This window comes from Nonomuraea mesophila (assembly GCF_004352805.1).
GTDB classification, from domain to species: Bacteria; Actinomycetota; Actinomycetes; order Streptosporangiales; family Streptosporangiaceae; genus Nonomuraea; species Nonomuraea longispora.
In genome coordinates, this window is sequence record NZ_SMLD01000131.1 from 1 (window position 1) to 26,067 (window position 26,067).

25 protein-coding genes and 1 pseudogene are annotated in these 26,067 nt (G+C 71.3%); 14 read left to right on the forward strand and 12 right to left on the reverse strand.

The features are described from left to right. Together E1295_RS35025 and E1295_RS35030 are read right to left on the reverse strand one after the other, a co-directional pair. Window positions 1-428 (reverse strand): annotated as a pseudogene (locus E1295_RS35025) (cell division protein); the annotation flags it as partial. A gap of 142 nt (window positions 429-570) precedes the next feature. Further along, entirely contained in the window at window positions 571-1,860 is a 1,290-nt protein-coding gene (locus E1295_RS35030) for a hypothetical protein (protein WP_132637342.1), read from the reverse strand. A gap of 74 nt (window positions 1,861-1,934) precedes the next feature. Here E1295_RS35030 and E1295_RS35035 point away from each other — a divergent pair, with 74 nt between their 5' ends. After that, window positions 1,935-4,181: an MMPL family transporter gene (locus tag E1295_RS35035; RefSeq protein WP_166427558.1), complete on the forward strand. Its 2,247-nt coding sequence runs from the start codon at window positions 1,935-1,937 to the stop codon at window positions 4,179-4,181. A gap of 75 nt (window positions 4,182-4,256) precedes the next feature. Further along, window positions 4,257-5,513 (forward strand): MFS transporter, encoded by a 1,257-nt coding sequence (locus E1295_RS35040; protein WP_132637346.1) that lies wholly within the window; start codon window positions 4,257-4,259, stop codon window positions 5,511-5,513. Here the strand turns inward: E1295_RS35040 and E1295_RS35045 are convergent. From E1295_RS35045 to E1295_RS35055, 3 genes are all read right to left on the reverse strand, one after another. Continuing rightward, window positions 5,505-5,978 (reverse strand): hypothetical protein, encoded by a 474-nt coding sequence (locus E1295_RS35045; protein WP_132637348.1) that lies wholly within the window; start codon window positions 5,976-5,978, stop codon window positions 5,505-5,507. The genes E1295_RS35040 and E1295_RS35045 overlap by 9 nt on opposite strands. A gap of 98 nt (window positions 5,979-6,076) precedes the next feature. Beyond that, complete coding sequence (locus tag E1295_RS35050) at window positions 6,077-7,231, reverse strand: NAD(P)/FAD-dependent oxidoreductase (RefSeq protein WP_132637350.1); 1,155 nt, start codon at window positions 7,229-7,231, stop codon at window positions 6,077-6,079. Window positions 7,232-7,270: 39 nt separating this feature from the next. Then, entirely contained in the window at window positions 7,271-7,897 is a 627-nt protein-coding gene (locus E1295_RS35055) for a hypothetical protein (RefSeq protein WP_132637352.1), read from the reverse strand. Window positions 7,898-7,982: 85 nt separating this feature from the next. Here E1295_RS35055 and E1295_RS35060 point away from each other — a divergent pair, with 85 nt between their 5' ends. From E1295_RS35060 to E1295_RS35090, 7 genes are all read left to right on the forward strand, one after another. Beyond that, window positions 7,983-8,612 (forward strand): IclR family transcriptional regulator, encoded by a 630-nt coding sequence (locus E1295_RS35060; RefSeq protein WP_132637354.1) that lies wholly within the window; start codon window positions 7,983-7,985, stop codon window positions 8,610-8,612. A 78-nt stretch (window positions 8,613-8,690) separates the two neighbouring features. Beyond that, window positions 8,691-9,860 carry a homogentisate 1,2-dioxygenase gene (locus tag E1295_RS35065; protein WP_132637356.1) on the forward strand — a complete coding sequence of 390 codons (1,170 nt, stop codon included), beginning with the start codon at window positions 8,691-8,693 and terminating at the stop codon, window positions 9,858-9,860. Further along, entirely contained in the window at window positions 9,857-10,624 is a 768-nt protein-coding gene (locus tag E1295_RS35070; protein ID WP_246080728.1) for a hypothetical protein, read from the forward strand. The genes E1295_RS35065 and E1295_RS35070 overlap by 4 nt, the downstream gene beginning before the upstream one ends. Beyond that, entirely contained in the window at window positions 10,621-11,724 is a 1,104-nt protein-coding gene (fahA, locus tag E1295_RS35075) for a fumarylacetoacetase (protein WP_132637358.1), read from the forward strand. Before E1295_RS35070 ends, fahA begins: the two co-directional genes overlap by 4 nt. Before the next feature lie 76 nt (window positions 11,725-11,800). Then, window positions 11,801-12,964 (forward strand): L,D-transpeptidase, encoded by a 1,164-nt coding sequence (locus E1295_RS35080; protein WP_132637360.1) that lies wholly within the window; start codon window positions 11,801-11,803, stop codon window positions 12,962-12,964. Window positions 12,965-13,042: 78 nt separating this feature from the next. Continuing rightward, window positions 13,043-13,474, forward strand: coding sequence for an NfeD family protein (locus tag E1295_RS35085; RefSeq protein WP_132637362.1), 432 nt, complete (start codon window positions 13,043-13,045; stop codon window positions 13,472-13,474). 3 nt (window positions 13,475-13,477) lie between these two features. Then, window positions 13,478-14,554 carry an SPFH domain-containing protein gene (locus tag E1295_RS35090; RefSeq protein ID WP_132637364.1) on the forward strand — a complete coding sequence of 359 codons (1,077 nt, stop codon included), beginning with the start codon at window positions 13,478-13,480 and terminating at the stop codon, window positions 14,552-14,554. Between the two features lie 55 nt (window positions 14,555-14,609). Here E1295_RS35090 and E1295_RS35095 read toward each other — a convergent pair whose 3' ends face one another. The 4 genes from E1295_RS35095 to E1295_RS35110 form a co-directional block, all read right to left on the reverse strand. Then, window positions 14,610-15,140: a hypothetical protein gene (locus E1295_RS35095; RefSeq protein WP_132637366.1), complete on the reverse strand. Its 531-nt coding sequence runs from the start codon at window positions 15,138-15,140 to the stop codon at window positions 14,610-14,612. A 360-nt stretch (window positions 15,141-15,500) separates the two neighbouring features. Beyond that, the gene (locus tag E1295_RS35100) at window positions 15,501-16,076 is read right to left on the reverse strand and encodes a hypothetical protein (RefSeq protein WP_132637368.1); all 576 of its coding nucleotides are present in this window, start codon (window positions 16,074-16,076) and stop codon (window positions 15,501-15,503) included. Then, window positions 16,073-16,663, reverse strand: a complete 591-nt coding sequence (locus E1295_RS35105) for an RNA polymerase sigma factor (protein ID WP_220449043.1) — start codon at window positions 16,661-16,663, stop codon at window positions 16,073-16,075. Before E1295_RS35105 ends, E1295_RS35100 begins: the two co-directional genes overlap by 4 nt. Window positions 16,664-16,669: 6 nt before the next feature. Further along, window positions 16,670-17,863, reverse strand: coding sequence for a Gfo/Idh/MocA family protein (locus E1295_RS35110; RefSeq protein ID WP_132637372.1), 1,194 nt, complete (start codon window positions 17,861-17,863; stop codon window positions 16,670-16,672). A gap of 159 nt (window positions 17,864-18,022) precedes the next feature. On the opposite strand from E1295_RS35110, the gene tdh reads away from it, so the two are divergent. The 4 genes from tdh (at window position 18,023) to E1295_RS35130 (ending at window position 21,878) form a co-directional block, all read left to right on the forward strand. After that, the gene (gene tdh / locus E1295_RS35115) at window positions 18,023-19,072 is read left to right on the forward strand and encodes an L-threonine 3-dehydrogenase (protein WP_132637374.1); all 1,050 of its coding nucleotides are present in this window, start codon (window positions 18,023-18,025) and stop codon (window positions 19,070-19,072) included. Next, window positions 19,072-20,241, forward strand: a complete 1,170-nt coding sequence (locus E1295_RS35120) for a glycine C-acetyltransferase (RefSeq protein ID WP_132637376.1) — start codon at window positions 19,072-19,074, stop codon at window positions 20,239-20,241. Before tdh ends, E1295_RS35120 begins: the two co-directional genes overlap by 1 nt. 66 nt (window positions 20,242-20,307) lie before the next feature. Next, window positions 20,308-21,222 (forward strand): LysR family transcriptional regulator, encoded by a 915-nt coding sequence (locus E1295_RS35125; protein ID WP_132637378.1) that lies wholly within the window; start codon window positions 20,308-20,310, stop codon window positions 21,220-21,222. A gap of 59 nt (window positions 21,223-21,281) precedes the next feature. Next, complete coding sequence (locus tag E1295_RS35130) at window positions 21,282-21,878, forward strand: RNA polymerase sigma factor (RefSeq protein ID WP_132637380.1); 597 nt, start codon at window positions 21,282-21,284, stop codon at window positions 21,876-21,878. Window positions 21,879-21,902: 24 nt separating this feature from the next. Here the strand turns inward: E1295_RS35130 and E1295_RS35135 are convergent, their stop codons facing one another. Together E1295_RS35135 and E1295_RS35140 are read right to left on the reverse strand one after the other, a co-directional pair. Beyond that, entirely contained in the window at window positions 21,903-23,177 is a 1,275-nt protein-coding gene (locus E1295_RS35135; RefSeq protein ID WP_220449044.1) for an MFS transporter, read from the reverse strand. Continuing rightward, complete coding sequence (locus E1295_RS35140; protein WP_132637382.1) at window positions 23,174-23,518, reverse strand: VOC family protein; 345 nt, start codon at window positions 23,516-23,518, stop codon at window positions 23,174-23,176. The genes E1295_RS35135 and E1295_RS35140 overlap by 4 nt, the downstream gene beginning before the upstream one ends. Before the next feature lie 54 nt (window positions 23,519-23,572). On the opposite strand from E1295_RS35140, the gene E1295_RS35145 reads away from it, so the two are divergent. Beyond that, complete coding sequence (locus E1295_RS35145; protein ID WP_132637384.1) at window positions 23,573-24,052, forward strand: MarR family winged helix-turn-helix transcriptional regulator; 480 nt, start codon at window positions 23,573-23,575, stop codon at window positions 24,050-24,052. Between the two features lie 231 nt (window positions 24,053-24,283). Here the strand turns inward: E1295_RS35145 and E1295_RS35150 are convergent, their stop codons facing one another. Continuing rightward, window positions 24,284-25,921 (reverse strand): YfjP family GTPase, encoded by a 1,638-nt coding sequence (locus tag E1295_RS35150; protein WP_132637386.1) that lies wholly within the window; start codon window positions 25,919-25,921, stop codon window positions 24,284-24,286. Between the last annotated feature and the right edge of the window lie 146 nt (window positions 25,922-26,067).

Consider the following 26,067-nt stretch of genomic DNA (forward strand, 5'->3'; position numbering starts at 1 on the left):
GCGTACGGCGAGGCCGGCTGCGGTGGTGGGGGCGCCAGGCGGGCGGCGAGGTCGGCGTCCGCCACGGACGGGTCTCGGGAGACCGCCTCCTGGTAGCGGCGGGCCGCCTGCGCCGGGTCGCCCTCCCCGAGCAGCGCCCTGGCCGCCAGCACCCCGAGTACGGGCGGGTGGCCGGGCGTGTCGAGCAGCGGCTCCAGCGCCGCCAGAGCGGCCCCGTGGGCGCTCTGCCTGATGAACGCCTCCGCCAGCCCGGCCGTGAGCTCGGCGTCCCTCGGGGCGAGCGCGAGCGCCCCGCGGAACTCGGCCTCGGCGTCCGCGAGGTAGCCGCCGGCGAGGAGCTGACCGGCGAGGAGCCGGCGCAGCGGAAGGTTGTCCGGGGATAGACGCGCCGCCTCGCGGAGCGCCTGAAGGCCGGCGTCGTCCGACACGTGCCGTTCCCTTCTGTCGGGTTTGGGTGGTTCGAGGTTCGTAACATACCGAAACCGGCCCCTGGACATCCGGAATGTCCACTCATGACAGAAAGCCGGGCACCGCCTGCGGAAGGCGGTGCCCGGCTTGCCGGTCGGACGGTCAGGCGGCGTGCAGGTAGATCTGGCCGAAGACCTCGGACAGGTTCTTCAGGTCCGTGGCCATGTCCACCTCAGGGTTGGCCGGGTCGTAGACGGTGGCCAGGCGGGGGCGGACCGTGCCGAGCTTCTTGAGCTGGTCCCACGTGGTGTTGGCGGCCCACTTCTCGCCGTACACGCGGTTGACCTGGCCCTGGTCGTCCTGCCAGCGGGTCCACAGGGTGACCGTCTCGGCGGCGTCGTCCTGCAGCGGGGCGGCGACGCGGTCGGTGATGGCCTGAGCCGCCTGCTCCTCGTTCAGCTGGGCGCTGCCGGCGGCGGCGAAGGTGGCGTCCTCGGCGGCGATCTGCGCGTAGGCGTCCCAGGCGCGGGCCCGTACCTGGATCCACTGGTTGCGCTGGGCCTCGGCGGCGTCGATCTTCCAGGTGGCGTACTCCGTGGCCAGGTGGCCGCTGTCCAGGGCCAGCTGGTCGATGAGGCCCTTGGCGAGCCAGGCGCCGATGCGCTCGGGGTCGAGCAGCGGATACTTCTTGGTCATCTCGGCCTTGCAGGCGTCGTTCGAGCCGCAGCCGAAGAGCGGCACCACCGTGTGCGCGGCCAGCTTCTTGCCCGGCAGCAGCCCGCGCAGCGTGGTCGTGGCCTCGGTGACGAAGGCGTCCAGCTCATCGGCGGTGGCGAACGCCTGGGCGTCGGTGCCGAGCTTCGAGGTGAACCTGACCCCCACGACCCCCGGCTGGGCGGCGGCCAGCGCGGCGACCTTCTTGGCGGCCTCGGCGAGCTTGCCCGTCTTGTAGTCGTCGGCGAGCTCCGCGTCGATCCAGACCCGCATGTTCGTCTGGGAGACGGTCTGCGCGGCCTGGCCGGCCGGGGTCTGCTTGGCGGCGGCCTTCTGCTCGGGCGTGATGCCGCTGCCGTCGACGTAGCACTCCTCGCCGTTCTGGCACTCGGGCGTGCCGCCGTCCTCGGCGCCCGGGACGTCCGGCGAGCCGCTGTCGTGAGCCTCGCCGTCGCCCTCGGAGTCCGTCGGGCACTCGTTGCCCGGCTGGGTGCAGTCGATCGTGATCGGGTCCATCGGGCCCGCCTCGACCATGTGCTCGCCGTCGTTCTGGAGCCAGAACTTCGCGATGTCCGCGGCCTCCTCCGGGGTGGCCATCCAGCGGCAGACGACGTACGCGGGGGTGTCGTCGGAGAGGAGGTCGTTGCAGCTCCTCGGGTCGTCCTCCGACCACGCGGGAACGCCGATGCCCAGAAGGGAGAGGGCCAGTCCGATGACGAAGAGCTGCCGCAGTCGCATGGCACCTTACTTCCAGGGGGTGATCGTGGGCATTCGCACAATATCCGGACGATCAACAACGTTCAATGAGAACCATGTCTTACTTCACGGGGATCCCGACGCGAAGTAGGCGTTCACGTCACGTTCACCCGGGTCACTCCTCCACCTCGGCCCACGTCCATCCGCCGGGCGCGGCCCGGACCACCCTGGTGCGCCCGGCCGTCACCCTGACCCATTCGGGCCGCTCCGGCGCCGCGCGCTGGAGCGAGGAGTGGTACGCCGCTCACGACGTGGTGGTCCTCTACCGGCACCCGTCGGTCAAGGTGCGCGACCCCCGGTACAGGAAGGCGGTGCACGACTCGCTGCGGCGGCTCCCGGCGGAGCACGTGAGCGGGCTGGCCACGTACTGGACGACCGGGTCGGCGTCGATGGTGTCGGGCGACGGGCACGCGACGTACGCGCTGGTCACCCTCCGGGACGGCGCCGAGCTGGAACGCTACGCGGCCATCGCAGACCGGCTCAGGAACGTCGAGAACCTGTACGTCGGGGTCGGCGGGCCGGTGCCGCTGCTCGCCGAGCGCAACGCGCAGGCCGCCGCCGACCTGGCACGCGCCGCCGCCGTCGCGGCGCCCGTGCTGCTCGCGCTGCTCTGTCTAATCTCGGGGAGCCTGGTGGCCGCCGCGGTGCCGGTGCTCGCGGGGCTGGCCGCCGTCGCCGGCACGATCGGGCTGCTGCGGCTGCTCACCGAGGCGGCCGAGGTCTCCTTCACCACGCTGTACGCCGCCGCGGTGCTCGCGTTCGGGCTGGCCGCCGGGTACTCGGCGTTCGTGGTCAGGGCGGTCACGGACACGCTCGACGACGAGGCGTCCGGCGAACGGACGGCCGGCGCGTCAGGTGGTGAGGGCGCTCGCGAACGGGCGCTGGGCCGGGCCGGGCGTGTCGTGGCGCTGTCGGGGGCGGCGGTGGCTGTGGCCCTGCTGGGGTTGATGCTGTTCCCGGGGGCTTCCCTGCGCGTGTTCGGGCTCGTGGGGGCCGCCGTGGCGCTCCTCGCCACCGGCGTCGCGCTGGTCGTTCCCGCCGCCGTGCAGGGCGTGGCCGGGCCGCGCGTCCTCCCCGGGCCGCGGTGGCGGCCACGCCCGTATCTGGCGCACCTCGTCGCGACGGTCGTCGTGCTCGCGGCGCTGGCGGTGCCGTACGTACAGGCCGAGCTAAGCGGGGTGGGGCATCGCGCGCTGCCCGCCGAGTCGGAGAGCCGCAGGGTCGCCGAGATCGTCGGGCGCGGCTTCCCCGGGAACCCGCTCGAAGCGGTCGACGTACACGTCCTCGTCGAGCGCTCCTTCGCCGGCGAATCCCGCAGACCCGGGCCGCTCGGGCAGGGACACACGCCGATCAGCGCCGTCACGCGGGTGGCCGCCTCCGACGTACGTTCCTTCACCGGCCGTCTCGAACGGCTGCCGCACGTCACCGGGGTCACCGTGGCCGGGCTCTCCCAAAAGCACGGCGCGGTCCGGCTGTCCGTCCACCACGTGCTCGACCCCATGTCCGCCGCCGTCGGGGAACTCGTCGCCGCCATCAGGTCCGTGGATCCCGGGCCGAAGGTGCGCGAGGTGGTGGTCGGCGGCGCCGCGGCCGCGCGTACGGACCTGCTGGACGCCTGCGCGAGGGCACTGCCATGGGCGGCGCCGCTGGTGTGTGCGCTGTACTGCGCGATCCTCGCCGCCGCCCGCCTCCTCCCCTCGCCACGCCTTTCCGCGCCGCGTGCGCCCGTGTCCCCTCGGTCCGGGTCTCCCGCACCCGTGTCCCCTGCATCCGTGTCCCCTGCATCCGTGTCCCCTGCATCCGTGTCCCCTGCATCCGTGTCCCTTGCGCCCATGTCCCCTGAGCCTGCGTCGCCTGCGCCCGCGTCCCCGTCGTCACCGTCATCCCGTGTGTCCCCTGCGCCCCCCATGTCCTCGCCCTCCGCTGTCGCGCCCGCGTCGGCCGCGGCTCCGGAGCGGGGAGATCGAGTGGGCCCGGTGACCGTGCACGGGCGGCCTGCGATCTTCGGGGCGGACACCGACCCCGTGCCGCTGGCCCAGGAGGAGCGCGAACTGGCCGAGAAGCGGTCGCCGAGCCGGACCGCGGGTCCCCGGCGCCGCCCGTCATCCGCCCGAACAGCTCCAGCGGCGCGGCGAGTACGGCCCCCGCGAGACCCAGCACCAGCAGCACGCGGGCGATCCCCGTGTACCGCATGGCCCCGATCCCCTCGCCGACTGCAGGGACCTAGCAAATTACGGGACGGGCAGGCACGATTCTTGCCCGCCGCCGGCACATTCCGAGCCTCGCTCTTGTCACCGGCGTGACAAGAAATATTCGCGCGACAACAGCACAACGGCCCACCACAATGAGGTGGTTCGGGCTTCGCAGGGGGGCGGTCGGTGCACAGTTATCTAGGCGATCTCGGGCTGCTCCGACATCGCAGATTCACGCTGTTGTTGTCGGCGCGGACGATCTCCATGCTGGGCAGCGCGTTCGCGCCCGTGGCCCTGGCGTTCGGCGTGCTCAACCTGCCCGGCGCCACCGCCTCGACCCTGTCGGTCGTGCTGACCGCCGAGGCGCTGCCGATGGTCGTGTTCACCCTGGTCGGCGGCGTGATCGCGGACCGGCTGCCGCGGCAGCGGGTGCTGATGGCCGCCGAGTTCCTGATGGCGGCGGGATTCTTCGCGCTGGCGGTGATGATGCTCACCGGCTGGACGCCGCTGCCCGCGCTGAGCGCCGCGGCGGCCCTCAGCGGCGTGGCGACGGCCGTGGCGTTCCCCGCGCTGACCGGCATCATCCCCGAGGTGGTGCCCGAGGACCGCCTGCAGACCGGCAACGCGCTGCTCGGCCTCGGCATGAACGTCTCCCGCGTGGCGGGGGCCGTGCTGGGAGGCGGCACGGTGGTGTTGTTCGGCGGCGGGTGGGCGCTGGCGGTGAGCGGCGCCATGTTCGCGGTGGCGGGCGTGCTGGTCGCGCTGCTGCCGATGAAGCCGGGCGAGCGGCCGAAGGGCGAGCGCCACTCGGTGCTGAAGGACCTGCGTGACGGGTGGCGGGAGTTCAGCTCGCGGCAGTGGATCTGGGTGGTGGTCGCGCAGTTCTCGCTGATGATCATGGCCATCCAGGCCTCGCACGGGGTGCTGGGGCCGCTGCTGGCGAAGGAGAGCCTGGGCGGTCCCGCGGCGTGGTCGGCGTTCCTGGCTGGCGAGGCCGTGGGGACGATCGCTGGCGTGCTGGTGTCGCTGCGGCTGCGGCCGAAGCGGCCGATCCTGGTGGCCGTGCTGTTCTGCCTGCCGGGCGCGCTGCCGACCGCGCTGCTGGGGCTCGACGCCCCGCTGTGGAGCATCGTGGCGGGGGCGTTCGTGCTCGGCGTCTGCTTCGACGTGTTCGGCGTGTTGTGGTTGACCACGATGCAGCGCGAGATCCCGGCCGAGTCGCTGTCGCGGGTCAGCTCGTACGACATGCTCGGCTCGCTGATGTTCGGGCCGATCGGTCTGCTGCTGGCGGGGCCGGCGGCGAGCGCGTTCGGCATCGAGGCGGCGTTGCTGGGGTGCGCGGGCATCGTCGTGCTGTCCACGCTGGCCTCGCTGCTCTCCCCGGGGGTGCGCAACCTGCGCGCCCCCGAGCCCAAGGCGCCGTTGGAGCCCGCCTCACCGTGACCGGAAATAGTGGTTGGCCCGCGGCTGGAACATCAGGCACATCGCACCGGCCACGGCCGCCAGGTGCAGGATCCGCGCGACGACGCCGACCACGCCCATGGCGTCCAGGCCGGCCACGGCCTCGCTGATCGAGCCGCCCGCCAGCAGCCATTGCACCGGCTCGATCAGCAGCGAGATCGTGCCGAACACGCCCAGCGTCCCGGCCAGCGTCCAGCGCGCCCAGCCAGCCCCCGCCCTCAGCCGCAGCGCCAGGAATATGGCCCCGGCGAACACCGCCAGCCGGAACCCGAGTCCTGGCAGCAGTTCGGTGAGCGTGGCGGAGCCCTCGCCGAGGATGCCCGAGACGATCAGGACGGCTTCCACCGCGCCGAGCGCCACCGCCGCCAGCCAGAGCGTGGCGGCGGTCCGCACGACCGGCGGTGGTTGGGCGGGAGCGGAGGCGGGCTGGTGGGTGATGGCGCTCATGGCGGGCTCCTGTCCGTACGCGGTGACCTTCGAAGTCTCCTCCGTGAGCCCTGCCGCGTTCATGCCCGCGATCCCCCGAATGCCCGGTAGTGCCAGCCCTACAGGACCTGGCCGCTGATCCTCAGCTCGTACGACGGGATCCGCTCGTGCAGCCCGAAACGCGGCTCGGGCGCGTGGTCGCCGTCGAGCACTCCGGCCACGTAGCCGGCCAGCGCGGGCCCGTGCTTGAACCCGTGCCCCGAGTCCCCTCCGAACAGCCACACGCCCGGTGACACCTCGTCGATGATCCACTCGGCGTCCGGGGTGAGCGCGTACTGGCACACCTGGCTGAACAGCACCGGCGCCCTCTCCATCGAGGGGAACCTGCGCCGCAGGTAGGCGCGCGCCCGTTCGACGGCGTCCGCGTCCACCTCCCGCGAGCCGTGCTCGGGCTCGTACGGCTCCCCTTCGGCGCTGGAGGTGGTCTTCATCCCCACCCCGTCCACATCGCCGTGCCCGTAGACGGAGGCCCCGTGGTCCATCCAGGCGGGCATCTCGGGCACGGACCACGCGGACGGCGCCGCGAAGTGCAGCGTGTCCTGCTTCGTCACGGCTATCGGTACGTCGCCGAAGAGCGCGGGCAACCACGCCCCGCACGCCCACACCACCCGGTCGGCGTACCGCACCTCACCGTCGATCTCGACGGCGCTCACGTACGGCGCCGCACCGCCCGCTGTGTCCCCCGCTGTGTCTCCCGGCACGGGCAGCGCCCGCGCCCTGACCAGCCGGACCCCCGACGCCACCGCCAGGGCGGCGGTCACCTGCGTCGCCCGCCTGGCCCTGAGCACGCCGGCATGCGGCTCCCAGAGCAGGAAGCGGAGGTCGTCGGTGCGCAGGTCGGGGAAGAACCGGCCGCCGTCGGACGGATCCAGCACCTCACACGGTATGTCCAAATTTTTCAGGACCTGAGCGCTCTTGTGCTCCCACCCGTCCGGCGTCCCGGCGAACCACACCATGCCCGCCTCGTGGTACAGCTCCTCGCCGGCCCGCTCCTCCAGCCTGCGCCAGCCGTCCCTCGCCTGCCAGGCGAGCCGGGTGTACCAGACGTCGTCACCGTGCGAGCAGCGCAGCAGCCGGGTCTCCCCGGCGCTGGACTGCCGGACGTGGCCCGGCCTGTGCTGCTCCACGAGTGTCACCCGCCAGCCGGTTTCGGCCAGCCGCAACGCGAGCGATGACCCCCATATGCCTGCTCCGACCACAATGACCGATTTCATGACACCAGGTGACCTCACAAGGGCAGGCGCCCGCAAGGCTCAGCCGACGATGATCCGTACCACCACGCCGGAGCAGTTGCCCGCCACGCAGATCCGCACAGGGACCTCGGAGACGCCCGGAGCCGCCGGGACACCGCCCACCTGACCGTCGGGCCCGATGCTCACGCCCGCGGGCAGCGCGGCCTGATCGGTCACCGTGAACGTCGGGAGCACGCCGGCCGGGCCGCCCTCGACGCCGATCTCGCCGTCGAGCGGGACGCCCACCCGGCCGGGGAAGGTCAGCTCGCGCGGCTCCCAGGGCACGTGGCCGAGCACCACGATGGTCAGCTCCTGCTCCTGGCACGACCCGCCCGAGCAGATCCCCACGGGGACGACGTACGTGCCGGAGCGCCGCGGCGTGCCGTGCAGCAGGCCGCTCCCGTCCACGCGGAGCCCGGCGGCGAGGTCGGCGGGGCGGAAGGTGACACCCGCGGCGGTGGGCAGCAGACGCCGGCGTATTTCGATGCCCTCGGTGACGTGGAAGGTGTCCTCGACCAGGCTCTCCCCAGCCGGGCCCGCGGGGATTGCGCTGGACACGGTGGCCACGGGCTCGGTCAGCGGGGGCGCTCCGAGGGCCGGAGCGCACATGACCAGTCCGGCGATCAGCAGCAGCCACCTGTGCCGCATCCCCACCCCCCCAGGCTCGTCCCACGGCGTACGTACCCGCGCGTGTTCATGGGCTCACCATTGCGGGAGCTCGATAATCGATCCCATGGCCGCTGAATCCGCTCAGACCCTGGAACGCGGGCTGCGCCTGCTCCGCCTGCTCGCCGACGGCAAGGACGGCCGCACGCCGACCGAGCTGAGCACCGAGCTGTCGCTGAGCCGTCCCGTGGTCTACCGGCTGCTGACGACGCTGATGAGCGAGGGGTTCGTACGCAGGGACGCCGACGGACGGGTGCACCTGGGGTTCGGGGTGCTGGTGCTGGCCCAGGCCGTGCAGCCGCTGCTGCGGGCGGCGGCGATGCCGGCGCTGCGGCGGCTGGCCGAGCAGGTGGGCGCGACCGCGCACCTGACCGTGGCCGAGGGCGACGACGGGCTGGCCGTGGCGGTGGTGGAGCCGTCCTGGACCGACATGCACGTGGCCTACCGCGAGGGTTCGCGCCATCCGCTGGCCAAAGGCGCGGCGGGGCGGGCGATCCTGGGGCTGCGCGAGGGCCGCGACGACTATTTCGTCACGGAGGGGCAGTTGCAGGAGGGTGCGCGGGGTGTCGCCGCGCCCGTCACCGGGCTGCCCTGGCTTGAGGCTTCGGTGGGGGTGGTGACGTTCGGGCCGCTGGAGGAGTCCACCGGGCCGCGGGTGGTGGCGGCGGCGGCCGAGCTGGCCGCGGCCCTGGGTTGACATCTCCAGACCGATAGCGGACGGTAGTCACGTATAGAGGACACTGCCGTCCGATTAACGGACACTATGGAGGGGCAGATGCCGTACTACCGCGTCGTTGGGGAGGTGCCGCGCAAGCGGCACGTACAGTTCAGGCGGCCGGACGGCGGTCTCTACGCGGAGGAGCTCATGGGCGAGGAGGGCTTCTCGTCCGACTCCTCCCTGCTCTACCACCGCCACCTGCCCACCGCGATCGTCAAGGCCGAGGCGGTCACCCCCACGGCCGGCGCACGTCTCGAACCCAACCTGCCCCTCTCGCCCCGCCACTTCCGCACGCAGGAGCTGTCGAGCGCGGGAGACCTCGTCACGGGCCGCATGCTGCTGGCCGGCAACGGCGACGTCCGGTTGTCGTACGCCGTCAGCGACCGGCCGAGCGAGCTCTACCGGAACTCCATGGGCGACGAGTGCGTCTACGTCCAGCGCGGCACCGTGCGCTTCGAGTCGACGTACGGCGTCATCGAGGCCGGCGAGGGCGACTACGTCGTCATCCCGACCGGCACCATCCACCGCTGGGTCCCCGACGGCCAGGTCAGCGTGCTGGCCATCGAGGCGGGCGGGCACATCAGGCCGCCCAGGCGCTACCTGTCGCAACACGGGCAGTTCCTGGAGCACGCGCCCTACTGCGAGCGCGACCTGCGCGCCCCCGCCGAGCCGTTCGTGGTGGAGGGCGAGGAGGTGCCGGTGCTCGTACGCACGCGCGGCGGGCTGACCAGGCTCGTCTACCGCAACCACCCGTTCGACGTGGTCGGCTGGGACGGCTGCCTCTACCCGTTCGCCTTCAACATCAACGACTTCGAGCCGATCGTGAAGAAGACGCACGCGCCGCCGCCGGTGCACCAGACGTTCGAGGGGCCGGGGTTCGTGGTGTGCTCCTTCTGCCCGCGGCCGCTCGACTACCACCCCGAAGCCATACCGATCCCGTACAACCACCACAACGTCGACTCCGACGAGTTCATGTTCTACGCGGGCGGCGACTACTCCGCGCGCAAGGGGTCCGGCATCGACGTCGGCTCGGTCTCCCTGCATCCCGCCGGGTTCACGCACGGGCCGCAGCCCGGCGCGGTCGAGGCGGTGATCGAGGCGGTCGGGCGCGGCGTCACGACGACGAGCGAGATGGCCGTGATGGTCGACACGTTCCGTCCGCTGGACCTCGGCCCGGCCGCGCTGTCCTGCGAAGATCCCGCCTACGCCTGGACCTGGGCACGATGAACATCTACACCGCACTGATCGACGACGCGGGCCTGTTCCCGCCGACGTCGCTGCACATGGACGAGGCCCTGTCCCGCAACCGGCGCGACCTGGAGAGCGGCAACCCGGTCCTCACGCACCGGTTCCTCTGCCCGGCCAGCCGGCTCGACCGGCTGCGCTCCATGGAGTTCCGGCCCCAGCGGATCGGCCTCATCGCCGACACCGACGAACTGCCCGCCTTCGACGACCTGCCCGTGGACATCGTCGAGGTCCGCCCGCCCGGCGACACCCCGGTCGATGCGGTGGCGGCCCGGTTCTCTCTGCCGCCGGGGGTGCGGCTGTTCGTCGAGGTCCCGCCGCGCAAGGTGACCTTCGAGCCGCCCGCCGGGGTGGGCCTGAAGGTCCGCTGCGGCGGCGCGTCGCCCGAGGACTTCCCTCCGGTCGACCACCTCGCGGCGTTCATCAGGTCGTGCGTGGAGCACGGCATCCCGTTCAAGGCCACGGCCGGGCTGCACCACGCCGTACGCCACTTCGACCCCTCGCTCGGCGTCGACCGGCACGGCTTCCTCAACCTGCTGCTGGCGGTCTGCGAGGCCGTGGAGGGCCGCGACCCCGCGCCGGTGCTGCGCACCACCGACGTCGGCCAGCTCGTGCGCCTGGCGGGATCCGTGACCGAGGACACCGCGCGGCGCGCCCGCGAGCTGCTGGTCAGCTACGGCTCGTGCAGCACCGGCACGCCCGTCGAGGACCTGCGCGCACTCGGGCTCCTGGAGGTGAACGCATGAGCTGGGGAGTCGGCAACCTGCCCTACGGGGTCTTCTCCTGCCCGGGGCAGCCGCCCAGGGTCGGCGTACGGTACGGCGACAAGGTGCTCGACCTGGCGCCCGCGCTGCACGACGAGGTGTTCGCCGCCCCCACGCTCAACCCGTTCATGGCGAGGGGCCGCACAGCCTGGCACGACACCAGGACCCTGATCCAGAACAAGCTGACCGGCGACGTCTCGGTGACCGAGGCGCACCTGATCCCGCTGGAGCAGGTGCGGCTGCACCTGCCGTTCGAGGTGGCCGACTACGTCGACTTCTACGCCTCGATCGACCACGCGAGCAACCTCGGCAAGATCCTGCGCCCCGGCGACGAGCCGCTGAAGCCCAACTGGCGGCACCTGCCGGTCGGCTACCACGGCAGGTCGGGCACCGTCGTCGTGTCGGGCACGCCGGTGAGGCGCCCGCACGGCCAGCTCGGCGCGGGGGCGTTCGGGCCGTCCAGGAAGCTTGACATCGAGGCGGAGCTGGGGTTCGTGGTGGGCGTGCCGACCGGCCTCGGCTCGCCCGCGGGGGCGTTCGAGGACCACGTGTTCGGGGTGACGCTGGTCAACGACTGGAGCGCGCGCGACATCCAGGCCTGGGAGTACGTGCCGCTCGGGCCGTTCCTGGGCAAGTCGTTCGCCACGTCGGTCTCGCCGTGGGTCACCCCGCTGGAGGCGCTGCCCAGGATCCCGGGCCGCGCCCAGGACCCCGAACCCGCCGCCTACCTGCGCAGGCAGGGCGACTGGGGGCTGGACATCACGCTGGAGATCCTGCTCAACGGCGAGACCGTGTCGCGGCCGCCGTACGCGGCGATGTACTGGACGCCGGACCAGATGCTCGCCCACATGACGGTGAACGGCGCCTCGCTGCGCACCGGTGACCTGTTCGCCAGCGGCACGATCTCGGGTCCAGAACGCGGGGAGCGGGGCTCGCTCGTCGAGCTGACCTGGAACGGCACCGACCCGATCAAGCTGGCCAGCGGCGAGACGCGCACGTTCCTTCAGGACGGCGACACCGTGACCATCCGCGCGACGGCCGGCGACCTGACGTTGGGGGAGGTTTCCGGAACCGTCCGATAAGTCACTCCGCGTGCGTGCATGCTGACACACCGCTACCCTAGGGAGCCCCCTCCATCCCTCGGAAAGCAGGAGTGACATGCGGCGTGCCGTGGTGATCGTTGTCGCCCTCCTCCTGGTCTGCGGCTGCGCGTCGTTCCCGGCCGAGACCTCACCCGCCGCGCCGGTCGTGCGCGTGTGGCCGCCCTTCGACGCCAAGCGCGCCCGCACCGACCGCGGCCTGGTGATCAAGGCGCAGGGGGGCACGCTCACCCAGGTCACGGTCCGCGAACGCGGCGAGCCCGTGCCGGGCGCGCTCGACCGGTCGCGCTCGGTGTGGCGCTCCGACTGGACGCTCAAGCCCGCGGCCGAATACACGGTGAGCGCCACGGCCACGGTCGCCGGCGGCCCCGCGACGGTGACGCTCGGCCGCTTCCGCACCCGCCCGGCCCAGCGCACGTTCCAGGTGGCCGCCACCGCCCCGCTGCCCGGCGAGACGGTCGGCACCGGCATGCCGATCATCATCGACCTCGACACGCCCGTGAAGGACCGGGCGGCCGTCGAACGCGCCCTCGAGGTCAAGGCCGAGCACCCGGCCGAGGGCGCGTGGCGGTGGACCAGCGACACGCGGGTGGTCTACCGGCCCAGGGAGTTCTGGGCGCCCCACCAGCAGGTCACCGTCACGGCGCACCTGGCGGGCGTGCGCGCCGCGAGCGGCCTCGTCGGAGCGGTCGACTCGACGTTCGTCTTCACCGTGGGCCGCTCCCAGACCAGCACGATCGACGCCAGGACCCACCAGATGGTCGTGCGGCGCGACGACCGGATCGTCCAGCGCATGGCCATCAGCGCGGGCATGGCCACCACCCCTGAATACACCACGACCAGCGGCATCCACCTGACCATGGACAAAGGCCATCCGGTCCGGATGGTTTCACCGGGTCGCGACGAGGGCGACCCCGGCTTTTACGACCTGATGATCGAGCATGCCGTACGCATTTCCGACAGCGGCGAATACGTGCACGCCAAGGACAACATCTGGGCGCAGGGACGGCAAAACGTCAGTCACGGTTGCATCAATTCCCGTCCCGACCAAGCCGAGTGGTTCTACACCACCTCGCTGCGCGGCGATCCTGTCGTCATCACCGGCACCGACCGCACCCTCGAATGGGACAACGGGTGGGGTTTCTGGCAACTCCCGTGGGAGAAATGGCGGCTGGGAAGCGCCCTGCCCCAAAATCACGCGGCAGAAGCATGGGTGCCGTAAGGGTGAATCCAGGACTACCTTAGAGCAAGGGGAACAACCCGCCGGTGCAGGCCCGTTGTCCTAGTAGGAGGGCCGGACATGGATGAATGGATCATCTGGGTAATCCTCGCTGTCGTCCTCGGCGTGGCCGAGATATTCACCCTCACGGCCTCGCTCGGGTTGCTGGGTGCGGCCGCTCTCCTCACCGCCGCCACCGCGGCGCTGGGTTTGCCCGTTCCCTTGCAGTTAATGTTTTTCGCCGCCTCGTCCGCCGCGGGCCTTCTGGTGCTGCGGCCCATCGCGATGCGCCACATCAAGCAGCCGGCGCTGCAGCGGTTCGGGGTGGAAGCACTCGTCGGCAAGCCCGCCTACGTGGTCTCGGAGGTGACGGGCCGCGACGGTCGCGTGCGCATCGGGGGTGAGGAGTGGTCAGCGCGCGCGTACGACGAAAGCCTGGTGATCCCCACGGGGGCGACCGTCGACATCATCGAGATCGAAGGGGCGACAGCCCTCGTCTATCCCCGGGAGTGACTTATGGATCCGCTCTTGCTGGTCGGAATCTTCGTCATACTTTTCGCGGTGTTCACCGTGCTCAAAGCAGTGCGGATCATCCCGCAGGCGCGGGCGCGCAACGTGGAGCGGCTCGGCCGCTACCACCGCACGCTCAAGCCAGGACTCAACTTCGTCATCCCCTACATCGACCGCGTCTACCCCATGATCGACCTTCGTGAGCAGGTCGTCTCCTTCCGTCCTCAGCCCGTCATCACCGAGGACAACCTGGTCGTCGAGATCGACACCGTGCTCTACTTCCAGGTCACCGACCCGCGCGCGGCGGCGTACGAGATCGCCAACTACATCCAGGCCGTCGAGCAGCTCACCGTGACGACGCTGCGTAACGTCGTCGGCTCCATGGATCTGGAGAAGACCCTCACCTCCCGCGACACCATCAACAGCCAGCTGCGCGGCGTGCTCGACGAGGCCACCGGCAAGTGGGGGCTGCGCGTCAACCGTGTCGAGATCAAGGCCATCGACCCGCCCAAGACCATCAAGGACGCGATGGAGAAGCAGATGCGGGCCGAGCGCGACAAGCGCGCCGCCATTCTCAACGCCGAAGGCCAGCGGCAGTCGCAGATCCTCACCGCCGAAGGTGAGAAGCAGAGCCGCGTCCTGCGCGCCGAGGGTCAGCGCACGGCCGCCATCCTGGAGGCCGAGGGTCAGTCGCGGGCCATCGACCAGGTATTCCAGGCCGTCCACCGCAACGACCCCGATCCCAAGCTGCTCGCCTACCAGTACCTCCAGGTGCTGCCGCAGCTCGCGCAGGGCGACGGCAACACCTTCTGGGTGATCCCGAGCGAGGTCACCTCGGCGCTGCAGGGAGTGTCGAAGGCGTTCACGGAGGCGCTGCCGAAGTCGGCGGCCACCCGCGACGACATGCCGGAGAGCTCGGCCGCCGAGGAGGAGGCCGCCAAGGCCGCGGCGGCTGCGGCCGAGGCCGTGGCCGACGCGCAGGAGGCCGAGAGCCCGAAGGGGCCGCGCCAGCTCACCAAGGGCGCCCAGGAGCCCGCCGCGTTCCCCGACCTGGACAGGAAGCCCACCGAGGCCGAGCGCTGAGCCTGGGGCGGCCGGCAGGTCAGTTGAGGAGTAGGGATGCCGGCCGCCCCCCGGCTCAGGAGGCGATCTCGAGGATGGCGGCCACCTGGGTCTCCCGATGAGCGTCACGGGCCCGGCAGGCCAGCTTGACCGCCGCGTCGGCGATGACGATGTCGCGGTTGGCCGGGGCGATGTCGTCGCCCATCTTGGTGCGCAGCCACTCCGAGATCTCGGCCCAGGAATAGAGGCTGATGTTGTCGGCCTCCATCAGCGGCTCAGGGAAACCACCGGGGCCGCGCCGGCCCGTGGCGAGCTGCCGGAGGCTGGCCTGGGTGCGGCCCCCGTGCCGGCGCGCCGCATCCCCCAGCGTCACCCCGTCGTCGTGGCCGACCCCGGTGGCCCAGAGACCCGGGACCGTCCTGATCTGGGTGAGCACGGATGCGATCGCGTCCAGCAAGGTCTCCGCTTCGCGGTCGCACATGACGTAAGTTCTGCCGTCTTTGAGGCTCGAAACGGTGCAGTCATCGAGACCGGCCTCGAACAGAGCGTCCAGCTCCTCGTCTGTGACCGCTCGATTCAGCGTGACGCGGAAGTCCCACGTAATCATGACCTCTCCTCGTTCTTTGCGCACTCCGCGTGCTCGTCGACCCATCGGAGAATGCGCTTCGCGTGGTTGCCGGGTTACGCGGCGTGCACCAGATTGACTGCGCAGGGGCACCGCAGGCGCATTCGATCCATCCCCAGCGGTGCCCGTTGTGGCTTTCCACCACGGTCAACCACTCGAACTTGCGGATCGCCCTGAAGACGGCATTGATTTCGTTGTGCTGATGTCTTCCTCTACCGACCATGTACCAACCTTGCAACAGTGTTACACGATTAGTACGGCGATTCCAACCCTGGCGTTCCAGCTACACACGACGGCGCCCCCCACACGAAATCGTGTGGCGGGCGCCGGAGTCCTCGCAGATCAGTGCAACAGAGGTGCGTCCGTCGTGTCCACGAGTTCGCACTCGGCGATGGGGTTCTGGCCCACGCGGGCCCAGATCCCCGCGACGACCCCGCCGTTGTTCTCGGAGACGCTGAACTCCAGCACCCCCGTCTGCCCCTCACCGATCACGCGCGGATCGATGGTGAACCGCCCAGGCTCGGGCGACGGGAACACCGCGAGCCGCGCTTCCTCCTTGCCCAGGAAGTGGCTGCTGCGGGGTTGCGGGCTGCACTTCTTGCCCATGGGGATGTAGTTCACCACTACCTCGGCCCCCGCGGCCCGCAGGTCCTCCTGGAGCTGCTCGGGATTCTTGACCTCGTTGAGGGTGATGTCGATGAGGCCGTCGGGGCGCTTCTCCACCGCGTACGCGGGCGTTCCGCCGAAAAGCAGCGGCACGGACACCGCGGCGGCGACCGCGAGGCCCAGGACGGGCGCCAGCATGGCGAGGCGCGGGACCCGCCGCTTCGCGGGCCGCTTGTCGATCTCGGTCATGACGAACTCCTTGAGCAGTCGGTGACGGCCCTCGGGAAGTTCACGTTCGGTCGGCCAGTTCATCGGGTCTCCCACGTCGGACGAGGGCCATGGTCACCTACTACCTGTCGGTCCGGCGGCGGCGGTTCCCCCGCGGCGGCGAGTTTCCTGCGCGCCCGTGACAACCTCGACTTCACGGTGCCGACCGGGACGCCCAGCGCCTCGGCCGCCTGGGCGTAGTCGAGACCCGCCCAGACGCACAACGCGAACACGTCCTGTTCCTGGCGGCGCAGCCGGCCGTACGCCGCACGCACCGCGGCCAGCCGTTCCGCGTCCTCGATCCGGCCCACCACCTCGTCGGCGAAGTCGGGCACGGACTCGCCCCTGGGCAGCCTGGCCAGGGCGTCGTCGTGCCTGCGGGCGGCCCTGCGCATGTTGCGGGTCACGTTGGTGGCGATGCCCAGGAGCCACGGCCGCAGCGAGCCGCCGTCGGGGTCGATGCGCCCGCGTAAGCGCCACGCTTCGAGGAACGTCAGCGCCGTCACGTCCTCGGCCGTGGACCAGTTGGCGGTCAGGCGGAAGGCATGGTTGTACACGGCCTTGGAGCACTCGTCGAAGAGCTCGCCGAAGGCCGCCCTGTCTCCATCCCGGATCCGGGTGCGTATATCCACATATATCTACTGTCCGCCCGCGGAGCCCGGTTCCACCTGCCCCCGGTCGAAGTACGCGGCCAGCTCGGGGTCGAGCTCCGGCACGTCGTACGGCATGCCGCCGTCGCGCAGCGACATCGTCGCCATGTAGCCGGCCGCCACGCTCATCCGCGCCGCCACCGGCGAGGTGTCCGTCACCCCGCCCTCCCTGACAAACCTGAGGAACTCCGTCACGATCTCGGCGTCCGCACCGCCGTGCGTGCCGTGAGCGGCGGGCACCTTGTACGTGATGTCGGCGTCGTCCCGGTAGCCCGTGGGCCCCGTGTTCCACACCTTGACCGGGTCGCCGGGACCGTCGCCGAAGTTCTCCAGGCGGCCCTCGGTGCCGATGACCGTGTAGTTGCGCACGTAGTCGGGCGTGAAGTGGCACTGCTGGTAGGCCGCGATGACGCCGTTGTCGAGGCGCATGTTCATTACGGAGACGTCCTCGACGTCCACGACGTGGTGCAGGTCGCGCTGCTCGGACGGCGGCCAGGTGTGGTCCTGGAGCCAGCCGTCCGGCCGGGGTGTGCCGGGCCCGCGGCGCGGCAGGTCGCCGTAGAGCATCAGGTCGCCGAACGCGTTGACCCTGGTGGTGTAGCCGCCCGCCAGCCAGTGGATCACGTCGAGGTCGTGCGCCGCCTTCTGCAGCAGCAGCCCGGTGGTCCTGGTGCGGTCGGCGTGCCAGTCCTTGAAGTAGTAGTCGCCGCCGTAGGAGACGAAGTGGCGCACCCAGACGGTCTTCGGCTCGCCGATGACGCCCTTGCGGATGATGTCGCGCATCAGGCGGACCACGCCCATGTGGCGCATGTTGTGGCCGACGTACAGGCGGGTGCCGGTGCGCCGGGCGGCGCGCAGGATGCGGTCGGCGCTCTCCACGGTGATGGCCAGCGGCTTCTCCAGGTAGACGGCCTTGCCGGCCTCCAGGCAGTCGATGGCGATCCGCTCGTGGGTGTCGTCGGGCGTCATCACGACGACGGCGTCGAGGTCGTCCCTGCCGAGCAGCTCGTGGTGGCGCTCGGTCAGCAGCTCCGCCTCGAAGCGCCCGGCCTGTCGCTTGAGCACCGCCGGGTCGGAGTCGCACAGGGCGGCCACCACCGAGCCCTCGCCGGGGCGGTGGGCCGCAAGGGCGAGGCTCGTGCGCAGCCCGAGGCCGATGACGCCGATACGCAGGTCGTTCACGAGTGTTCCTTCCGAAGGCGGACGAAATAGTACAGGGCGCCTGCTACCGGGCGGCGGCGTGAAGCTGCGCTGTGGGGGCACTTAAGAAACCTTCGATGGACACGCTCGAAGGGGACCGGGCACAGTGCGTTACTGATGGTCCGACGTAGGGGGACGCGAATGAAGGCGCTGGTCAAGGAGCGGGACGAACCCGGCCTCAGGCTGATGGACGTGCCGGAGCCGCAGGTGGGGCCCGGCGAGGTGAAGATCCGGGTCCTGCGGACCGGCATCTGCGGCACCGACCTGCATATCCGGAAATTTGATGATTGGGCGCGGCATACGCTGAAGCCTCCGCTGATCGTGGGTCATGAGTTCTCCGGTCACGTGGTCGAGGTGGCGCCCGACGTCGAGGACATCTCCCCCGGCGACCTCGTCAGCGGCGAAGGACACCTCGTCTGCGGCAAGTGCCGCAACTGCATGGCCGGCCGCAGGCACCTGTGCCGCAACACGATCGGGCTGGGCGTCCACAGGGACGGCGCGTTCGCCGAGTACGTCACCCTGCCCGCCTCCAACGTCTGGGTGCACCGCGTCCCCATCCACCCCGACGTGGCCGCCATCTTCGACCCGTTCGGCAACGCCGTACACACCGCGCTCTCCTTCCCCCTGGTCGGCGAGGACGTGCTGATCACCGGCGCGGGCCCGATCGGGCTCATGGCGGCGGCCGTCGCCACGCACGTCGGCGCCCGCCACGTCGTGATCACCGACGTCAGCGAGGAGCGGCTCGACCTGGCCCGCAAGCTCGGCGTCACGCTCGCGCTCAACGTCTCCACGTCCCCGATCACCGAGGGCATGCACCGGCTCCACCTGCGCGAGGGCTTCGACGTGGGGCTGGAGATGTCCGGCAACCCGGCGGCGCTGCGCGACATGATCGCCAACATGACCCACGGCGGGAAGATCGCCATGCTGGGGCTGCCCGCCGAGGAGTTCGCCGTCGACTGGGCCACCGTCGTCACCTCCATGATCACCATCAAGGGGGTCTACGGCCGCGAGATGTACGAGACCTGGTACAACATGTCCGTGCTGATGGAGAAGGGTCTCGACCTCTCCCCCGTGATCACCGACCGCTTCCCCTACCACGACTTCGACGCCGCCTTCGACACGGCCGCCAGCGGCCGTACGGGCAAGGTCATCCTCGACTGGAGCCCCACGACCACCGACAGGAGCGCCTGATGTTCACGAACGTGCGCGAGCAACTGCGTACGACGCTCGACGAGATCACCGAGGCCGGGCTGCTGAAGCCCGAGCGCGTGATCAGCACCCCGCAGAGCTCCCAGGTGAGCGTGGCCGGCCGCGAGGTGCTCAACTTCTGCGCCAACAACTACCTGGGCCTCGCCGACCACCCCGCGGTGGTCGAGGCCGCCAAGGACGCGCTCGACCGGTGGGGCTTCGGCATGGCGTCCGTACGCTTCATCTGCGGCACCCAGGAAGTGCACAAGGAGCTCGAATCCCGCCTGTCCGACTTCCTCGGCATGGAGGACACCGTCCTCTACAGCTCCTGCTTCGACGCGAACGGCGGCGTCTTCGAGACGCTGCTCGACGGCCAGGACGCGGTGATCTCCGACGCGCTCAACCACGCCAGCATCATCGACGGCATCCGGCTCTCCAAGGCCAAGCGGTTCCGGTACGCCAACCGCGACCTGGCCGAGCTGGAGGCCAGGTTGAAGGAGGCGTCGGAGGCGCGGCGGCGGTTGATCGTGACCGACGGCGTGTTCTCCATGGACGGATATCTCGCGCCGTTGCGTGAGATCTGCGACCTGGCCGACCGGTACGACGCCATGGTGATGGTCGACGACTCGCATGCCGTCGGCTTCGTCGGGCCCACCGGGCGCGGCACCCCCGAACTGCACGGCGTCACCGACCGGATCGACATCATCACCGGCACGCTGGGCAAGGCGCTCGGCGGGGCCAGCGGCGGCTACGTCTCGGCCCGCAAGGAGATCTGCGAGCTGCTGCGCCAGCGCTCGCGCCCCTACCTGTTCTCCAACTCGCTCGCACCCGTCATCGCCGCCGCGTCGCTGCGCATCCTCGACCTGCTGGAGACCACCAGCGACGCCCGCGAGCGGCTGCGCGCCAACACGGCCCGTTTCCGCAGCGGGATGACCGAGGCCGGGTTCGACATCCTGCCCGGCGACCACCCGATCGTCCCCGTCATGATCGGCGACGCCGCCGAGGCGGGCGCCCTGGCCGAACGCCTGCTCGACCTCGGCATCTACGTGATCGGCTTCTCCTACCCCGTCGTACCGCACGGCCAGGCGAGGATCCGCGTCCAGCTGTCGGCCGCGCACTCGGAGGAGGACGTCGACCGCGTGATCGACGCCTTCACCCAGGCCCGCGCCTGAGCCACGGCCGGTCCGCCTGGACACCTTGCCGTGTGACAGGGCCGGGCGGGTCAGTATTCTCGCTGCGTGATAGACACGCGGCGGCTGCGTACGTTGCGCGCAGTGGCCGACCACGGCACGGTCACCGCCGCGGCGGCGGCGCTGCACCTCACGCCCTCGGCCGTGTCGCAGCAGCTCGCCGCCCTGGAGCACGAGGTGGGCCACCGCCTGCTCATGCGCGACGGGCGCGGCGTGCACCTGACCGCCGTCGGCAAGATCATGCTGGCCCACGCCAACGAGGTCCTCGCCCAGCTCGAACGTGCCGAGGCCGAGGTGGCGGCGTACACCACGGGCGAGGCGGGCGAGGCCACCGTGGCCTGCTTCGCCACCGCGATCAGCGCCGTGCTCGCCCCCGCGACCACGGCCCTGCGCGTCTCCGCTCCGGGCCTGCGCGTACGCATACGAGACGCCGAGGGCGACCAGAGTCTGGCCATGCTGCTCGACGGCGAGGTGGACCTGGCGATCGCGGTGGAGTACCGGGACGCGCCCGACGCCTCCGACCGCCGGTTGTCCCGCCTGCCGCTGTACGCCGAGCCGTTCGACCTGGTCCTCCCCCGCGACCATCCCCTGGCGCAGTCGGCCACGCTGGAGTCGCTGGCTTCCGAGACGTGGATCGGTCCTTATCCGGGCAATCCGGTGCACGACGTGATCACGTTCGCCTGCCGGCAGGCGGGGTTCACGCCGGACCTCGCCCACTGCTCCGACGACTTCCGCGCCGTCGTCGCCCTGGTGGGTGCGGGTGCGGGGGTGGCGCTCGTGCCGCGGCTGGCGCTGCGCGACATGGCGCTGCGCGGGGTCGTCGTCCGTCACACGCCGGGGCCGGAACGCCGCGTCTTCGCCGCCGTACGCCGTGGCGCCGACTCCCATCCCCTCCTGCGCCCGCTTCTGGCAGAGCTCCGTACGATCTCCGGCTCGCTCGACAAGCGAGACAGGACTGGGTGAAACACATCCATTAATCCGGACATCTCCTCAGATGTGTTCACCCACCGGAAGGAACTCACATGGGGCCACCGGAGCCCGAGAAACGTTTCGAGGAGATCTACACGGCGCACTATCCCGCCGTCGCCACCTACGTCAGGCGGCGCTCCGGCTCGCCTGACGACATCGCGGACGTGATCGCCGAGACGTTCACCACGGCCTGGCGCCGCCTGAACGACGTGCCCGACGGCGACGGCACCAGGCTCTGGTTGTACGGCGTCGCGAGGCGCGTGCTCGCCAACCACTTCCGCGCCGAACAGCGCAGGACGGCGCTGAGCTCCCGGCTCCGCGACGAACTCGCCACCGGGACCGGCCCGGCCGTCGAGCACGACGCCGCGTACGAAACGTTCAGCCGCCTCGGTGACGATGGCCGCGAGCTGCTCTCCCTCGTCACCTGGGAAGGCCTCAGCGGGCACGAGATCGCGAAGGTGCTCGGCTGCTCACGCGGAGCCGCCCGGCTCGAGCTCACGGAGGCGAAGTCCGCGCCGGACTCCCTGCTGGTCACCGGCGGTTCCCTCCGTGAACCCGGCGTGGCCGGCCTGCACGTCTCCTCCACTCCGGAGCCCGGCGACGTGGTCGCCAAGCGCTACAAGAGGAACGGCTGCCCCACGTCCGGATAACGGAGGCATACGGCACGAGACGGGCTACGTACGCCGTACTCGCCGACCTGACCGGCCTGGCTGACCTGGCCGATGGCCGCGCGCGGGGCCCGGGACGTACGCCGGGCTCTGCGCCTGGTCGCCGGCTCGCCCTTGGGCGAAGGTGACCGTGGTGGCGAGCAGCGCCAGGACGGCCGCGGGAAGGCCGAGCAGGGTGATCGGAAGCCAGGTCTGGGACAGGCCACCGAGTACGCCTCCCGCCGCGACACCGACGTAGATCGCGGAGGAGTTGAGGCCGAAGAGCAAGGGTGCCGAGGCGGGCGCGATCATCACCAGCCGGTGTTGCTGCACCACCGAGGCCATTCCGTCCGTGGCTCCCCAGACGGCGGCCCAGACGGTGGCGATGATCAGGTGGCCGACCGTCAGCGGGCTGATCGCGAGCAGCACGGTGCCGCTGACGAGCGCGGCGAGCGCGACTGCGAGCGCTGGAAGCTTGTCCACCAGGTAGCCGGAGAGAAAGTTGCCGGCCAGGACTCCGACACCCCACGCGAACAGGATCATGGTGAGCGCCTGGGGGAACGATCCTGTCGTGGCTTCGGCGGTCATCGCGCCGATGTAGGTGTAGACGGCGTAGTGGCCGGCCATCACCAGCAGCGTCGCCCCCAAGATGGTCAGCACCCGGGGCCGGCGCAGCGGAGCCAGACGTGCGGTCAGGCTCATCACGGGCAGGCTCACCTTGGGCAACGACACCGAGATGCCGGCGGCGGCGACGACGCCCAGGCCGGCCACGGCCCACAGCGTGAGGCGCCAATCGACGCTGCCGATCAGGGTGCCCAGCGGCATGCCGAGCGCGGTGGACAGCGTCAGTCCGCCGATGACCAGCGCCATCGCCCGGCCCCGGCGTTCCTCGGGCGCGATCGCCACAGCCGCGCTCGAGGCGGAGGCCGTGATCGTGGCGGCCCCGAGCGCGGTGAGAATCCGGGCCGACAGCGCGATCGGGTAGTTCGGGCTGAGCGCGGTCGCGACATTGCCGAGAACGAACACGACCAGCGCCAGTTGCAGCGCCTTGCGGCGATCCAGCGGGCTCAGCAGCCAGCTCAACGCCGGCGCCGCGACCGCGAGCGTCAGCGCGAACACCGTCACCAACTGCCCGGCCGCGGGGATGCCCACGTCGAGGTCGGCGGCGATGGCCGGCAGGAGCCCGGCCATGACGAAGGCGTCCGTACCGACTGCGAAGGTGGCCAGCGCCAGCGGCAGGAGCGGCCTCACGAGGGAGCGGGGCCCCGGTGGCCCCGGCTCGCCGACGTCCGTGCGGTTCAAGCGGGGTCTCCCGCCTGTTGGGACAGGCTGAACTCCACGCCCTGATCGTCGCGGCAATGGGCGTACGCGCCGGACGGGATCGTCACGGGATCCTCTGCCGTACCGCCCAGGTTGCGCACCCGAGCGACGGCGGCGTGAATGTCGTCGACGGCGAAGAAGATCCGCGGGTGCCGCGACGCGTCATCGTGCGGTGTGCCGCCCATCGGCTCGGGCCCCTGGATCATCGAGTAGCCCGGGAAGTTGCCCTCGTAGAACGTCCAGCCGAACATCGAGCCCCAGAACCGCCGGGTCGCCGCGATGTCGCTGCTCGGCAGCTCGAAGTACGTCACGTTTCCACTCATGACCGCATCCTCCATGTCAATGTGTTGACATGGACCGTATGTCATAATGCTGACATGAAGCAAGAGGCAGTCGGCGATCTAGAGCTGTCCGTGGGCTACGTCCTCAAGCAGGTGCACGCCTCGATGCGCGCCGCGATGGACGAAGCCCTGCGGCCCCTGGACCTGACCGTCCCGCAATACGCGTGCCTCGAGCTGCTCGGCCAGAACCCCGGGCTGTCCAACTCCGAACTCGCCCGCCGCGCCTTCGTCACCCGCCAGTCGATGAACCTCGTCCTGCGCCGGCTGCAGGAACGCGGCCTGCTCGTCCGGCCCGACCAGGCACCCCATGGACGAGCACTCCCCACCGAACTCACCCCGGACGGCCGGACGATGTTGCGCACGGCCAGCGTGGCCGTCCGCGCCGTCGAGAAGCAGCTGTTCTCACCCTTGTCCCGGGAACAACAGCTCCGGCTGCGCGAGGACCTCGCCGCCTGCGCGGCCGCTTCCCCCACGAGCCGCCCCCGCACCGACGCCCACCCGGACGAAGATCACTAGGTCCTCGCGGTCGACGCGCTTCGTGCGCAACAGCTCGCCCTGGCCACCGCCTCGACTTGGTCTTCCGAACGGATGGCGCGGCAAGGGTGCCTACCCCTGAGGTCGCGGCAGCAGGCTCAGGGCGCCGCTCAGGGGAGACCCGGATCCACCAGCGTGGTCTCGCGCCCGAGCACCCTGCGACGCGATCATGGTTCCGGTCTGAGACTCCGGCTCCTGATGAACGCGGCCGGCTCAGGGTCGGGCGCGTTCGAGCGCCTCGGTGAAGCGGGCGTACCGGTCCAGTTCGGCCCTCACCGGGCCCAGCACGAGGTCCTCGCCGACCTGGTCGATGGCGGCGCGCAGGGCTCGGGACGTACGCCGGGCTCTGCGCCGGCCGCCCGCCCACGCCGCCAGCCGGGACAGCAGCGCGATCAGCACACCCGCGAGCGCGCCTCCCACCAGCAGCACCGTCGGCCACGGCACCACGCCGGCGGTCGGGAGCGGCGGCTGCGGCAGGCGCAGGTAGTCCATCGCGAACAGCCCGCCCAGCCACAACGCGCCGGCCACCATGGCCGCGAACACCAGCCACTGCAGCCCGTTCACCGCCCGCCACCAGAGGGGCCGCCTGGTCGCGCCGGCGGACGTCGTGGCGACCGCCCTGTCCACCGCGTCCGCCAGTTCCTGGGAACGCGAGCGGGCCGCGTGCCGCACCGCCGCCGCCCACGGGCCGGGAAGCCCCGACGCGGCCGCCTCGCCGACGTCCCTGATGGCCGTCTCGACCTGAGCCCGCTGTACGGCCGACGCCGCGGGAACCGACGTACGGCCCACGAGCTCCCCGCCCGGCCCTTCCAGCTCCCCGCTCTTCGACGCCATGCCGCCGACGTGCAGCCTTCGCAAGGGGTCGGGCCGGAACCTTCGCAACCATCTGGTGACCGGCCATCCGGTGGCGACGATCGCGCGGTGCCGGTGCCCCTGGGCCACGGCCTCCACGACCAGCGGCACCCCAGCGGCCTGGGACAACGCGCTGGTGAGGGTCCCGCTCGGCACCGCCTGGCCGCCCTCTTCCGGTACGGCGCCGGCCAGCCGGGCGGCGGCGGTCGTGACGTCGGCGGCGAGCCTGGCCGACCAGGACGCGCGTTCCGACACCCGGCCCTCCAGGAGCGAGCGCAGCTCGGGCAGCCCCGTCCCGGTCCTCGCGGAGACGGCGAGCACCGGGACGCCTTCCAGCCCGTCGTCCTCCAGCAGCCGGCGCAGGTCGCGCAGGCAGCGGTCGACGGCCTGCGCGGGCAGCCGGTCGACCTGGTTGAGCACCACCACCATCACGTCCCGGTGCGCCGCCAGCGGGCGCAGGTAACGCTCGTGGAGCGCCGCGTCGGCGTACTTCTGCGGATCGACCACCCACACCAGGAGATCGACGAGCTCCACCAGGCGGTCAACCTCCAGGCGGTGGGAGAGCCGGATGGAGTCGTGGTCGGGCAGGTCGAGGAGGACGAGCCCGGACGGGTCGCCGTCGCCGGAGGCGGTGGCGGTGGCGGTGGCGGAGTGGCGCTGCGGGACGTCGAGCCAGTCCAGCAGCGCTCCCGCGCCCTCGCCGTCCCACAGGGCCGCCTGCGCGGCCGAGGTCGTCGGCCTGGTGACGCCCACGGCCGCCAGCTCGGCACCGGCCAGCGCGTTGTAGAGCGACGACTTGCCGCTGCCGGTCGCCCCCGCCAGCGCGGCCACGGTGTGGTCGATCGACAGGTCGCGGCGTGCCCCTGCGCGCTCGGCGACGGTACGCGCGCCGGACACCGCCTGCTCGGGCAGCCGCCCCTCGGCCAGCGAGGCGGCCTCGAGAAGGGCGGCGAGCCTGGAGTCGAGAGACGGGCCCTCCTTACGGCGCAGCAGCTTCACGGCCTCTCCTCGGGGCGGGGCGGCATCGGACCTTCCTCGGGCCCGGCAGCGGGCCGCTCAACCGTCGGCGGCACGGAGCCGCCGTGGGGGGCGGCGTCGCGGTCGGGGCCGGCGTCGAGAGCGGGGTTGAGTGCGGCGTCGAGAGC

Excerpts from the sequence above, each read along its gene's own strand:
- E1295_RS35120 (WP_132637376.1), top strand. The coding sequence starts at position 19,072 with ATGTTCACGAACGTGCGCGAGCAACTGCGTACGACGCTCGACGAGATC.
- E1295_RS35055 (WP_132637352.1), bottom strand. The coding sequence starts at position 7,897 with ATGCGGCACAGGTGGCTGCTGCTGATCGCCGGACTGGTCATGTGCGCT.
- E1295_RS35085 (WP_132637362.1), top strand. The coding sequence starts at position 13,043 with ATGGATGAATGGATCATCTGGGTAATCCTCGCTGTCGTCCTCGGCGTG.
- E1295_RS35050 (WP_132637350.1), bottom strand. The coding sequence starts at position 7,231 with ATGAAATCGGTCATTGTGGTCGGAGCAGGCATATGGGGGTCATCGCTC.
- E1295_RS35130 (WP_132637380.1), top strand. The coding sequence starts at position 21,282 with ATGGGGCCACCGGAGCCCGAGAAACGTTTCGAGGAGATCTACACGGCG.
- E1295_RS35095 (WP_132637366.1), bottom strand. The coding sequence starts at position 15,140 with ATGATTACGTGGGACTTCCGCGTCACGCTGAATCGAGCGGTCACAGAC.
- fahA (WP_132637358.1), top strand. The coding sequence starts at position 10,621 with ATGAGCTGGGGAGTCGGCAACCTGCCCTACGGGGTCTTCTCCTGCCCG.
- E1295_RS35140 (WP_132637382.1), bottom strand. The coding sequence starts at position 23,518 with ATGAGTGGAAACGTGACGTACTTCGAGCTGCCGAGCAGCGACATCGCG.
- E1295_RS35060 (WP_132637354.1), top strand. The coding sequence starts at position 7,983 with ATGGCCGCTGAATCCGCTCAGACCCTGGAACGCGGGCTGCGCCTGCTC.
- E1295_RS35100 (WP_132637368.1), bottom strand. The coding sequence starts at position 16,076 with ATGAACTGGCCGACCGAACGTGAACTTCCCGAGGGCCGTCACCGACTG.
- E1295_RS35065 (WP_132637356.1), top strand. The coding sequence starts at position 8,691 with ATGCCGTACTACCGCGTCGTTGGGGAGGTGCCGCGCAAGCGGCACGTA.
- E1295_RS35045 (WP_132637348.1), bottom strand. The coding sequence starts at position 5,978 with ATGAGCGCCATCACCCACCAGCCCGCCTCCGCTCCCGCCCAACCACCG.
- E1295_RS35090 (WP_132637364.1), top strand. The coding sequence starts at position 13,478 with ATGGATCCGCTCTTGCTGGTCGGAATCTTCGTCATACTTTTCGCGGTG.
- E1295_RS35080 (WP_132637360.1), top strand. The coding sequence starts at position 11,801 with ATGCGGCGTGCCGTGGTGATCGTTGTCGCCCTCCTCCTGGTCTGCGGC.
- E1295_RS35030 (WP_132637342.1), bottom strand. The coding sequence starts at position 1,860 with ATGCGACTGCGGCAGCTCTTCGTCATCGGACTGGCCCTCTCCCTTCTG.
- E1295_RS35035 (WP_166427558.1), top strand. The coding sequence starts at position 1,935 with ATGTCTTACTTCACGGGGATCCCGACGCGAAGTAGGCGTTCACGTCAC.
- tdh (WP_132637374.1), top strand. The coding sequence starts at position 18,023 with ATGAAGGCGCTGGTCAAGGAGCGGGACGAACCCGGCCTCAGGCTGATG.
- E1295_RS35070 (WP_246080728.1), top strand. The coding sequence starts at position 9,857 with ATGAACATCTACACCGCACTGATCGACGACGCGGGCCTGTTCCCGCCG.
- E1295_RS35145 (WP_132637384.1), top strand. The coding sequence starts at position 23,573 with ATGAAGCAAGAGGCAGTCGGCGATCTAGAGCTGTCCGTGGGCTACGTC.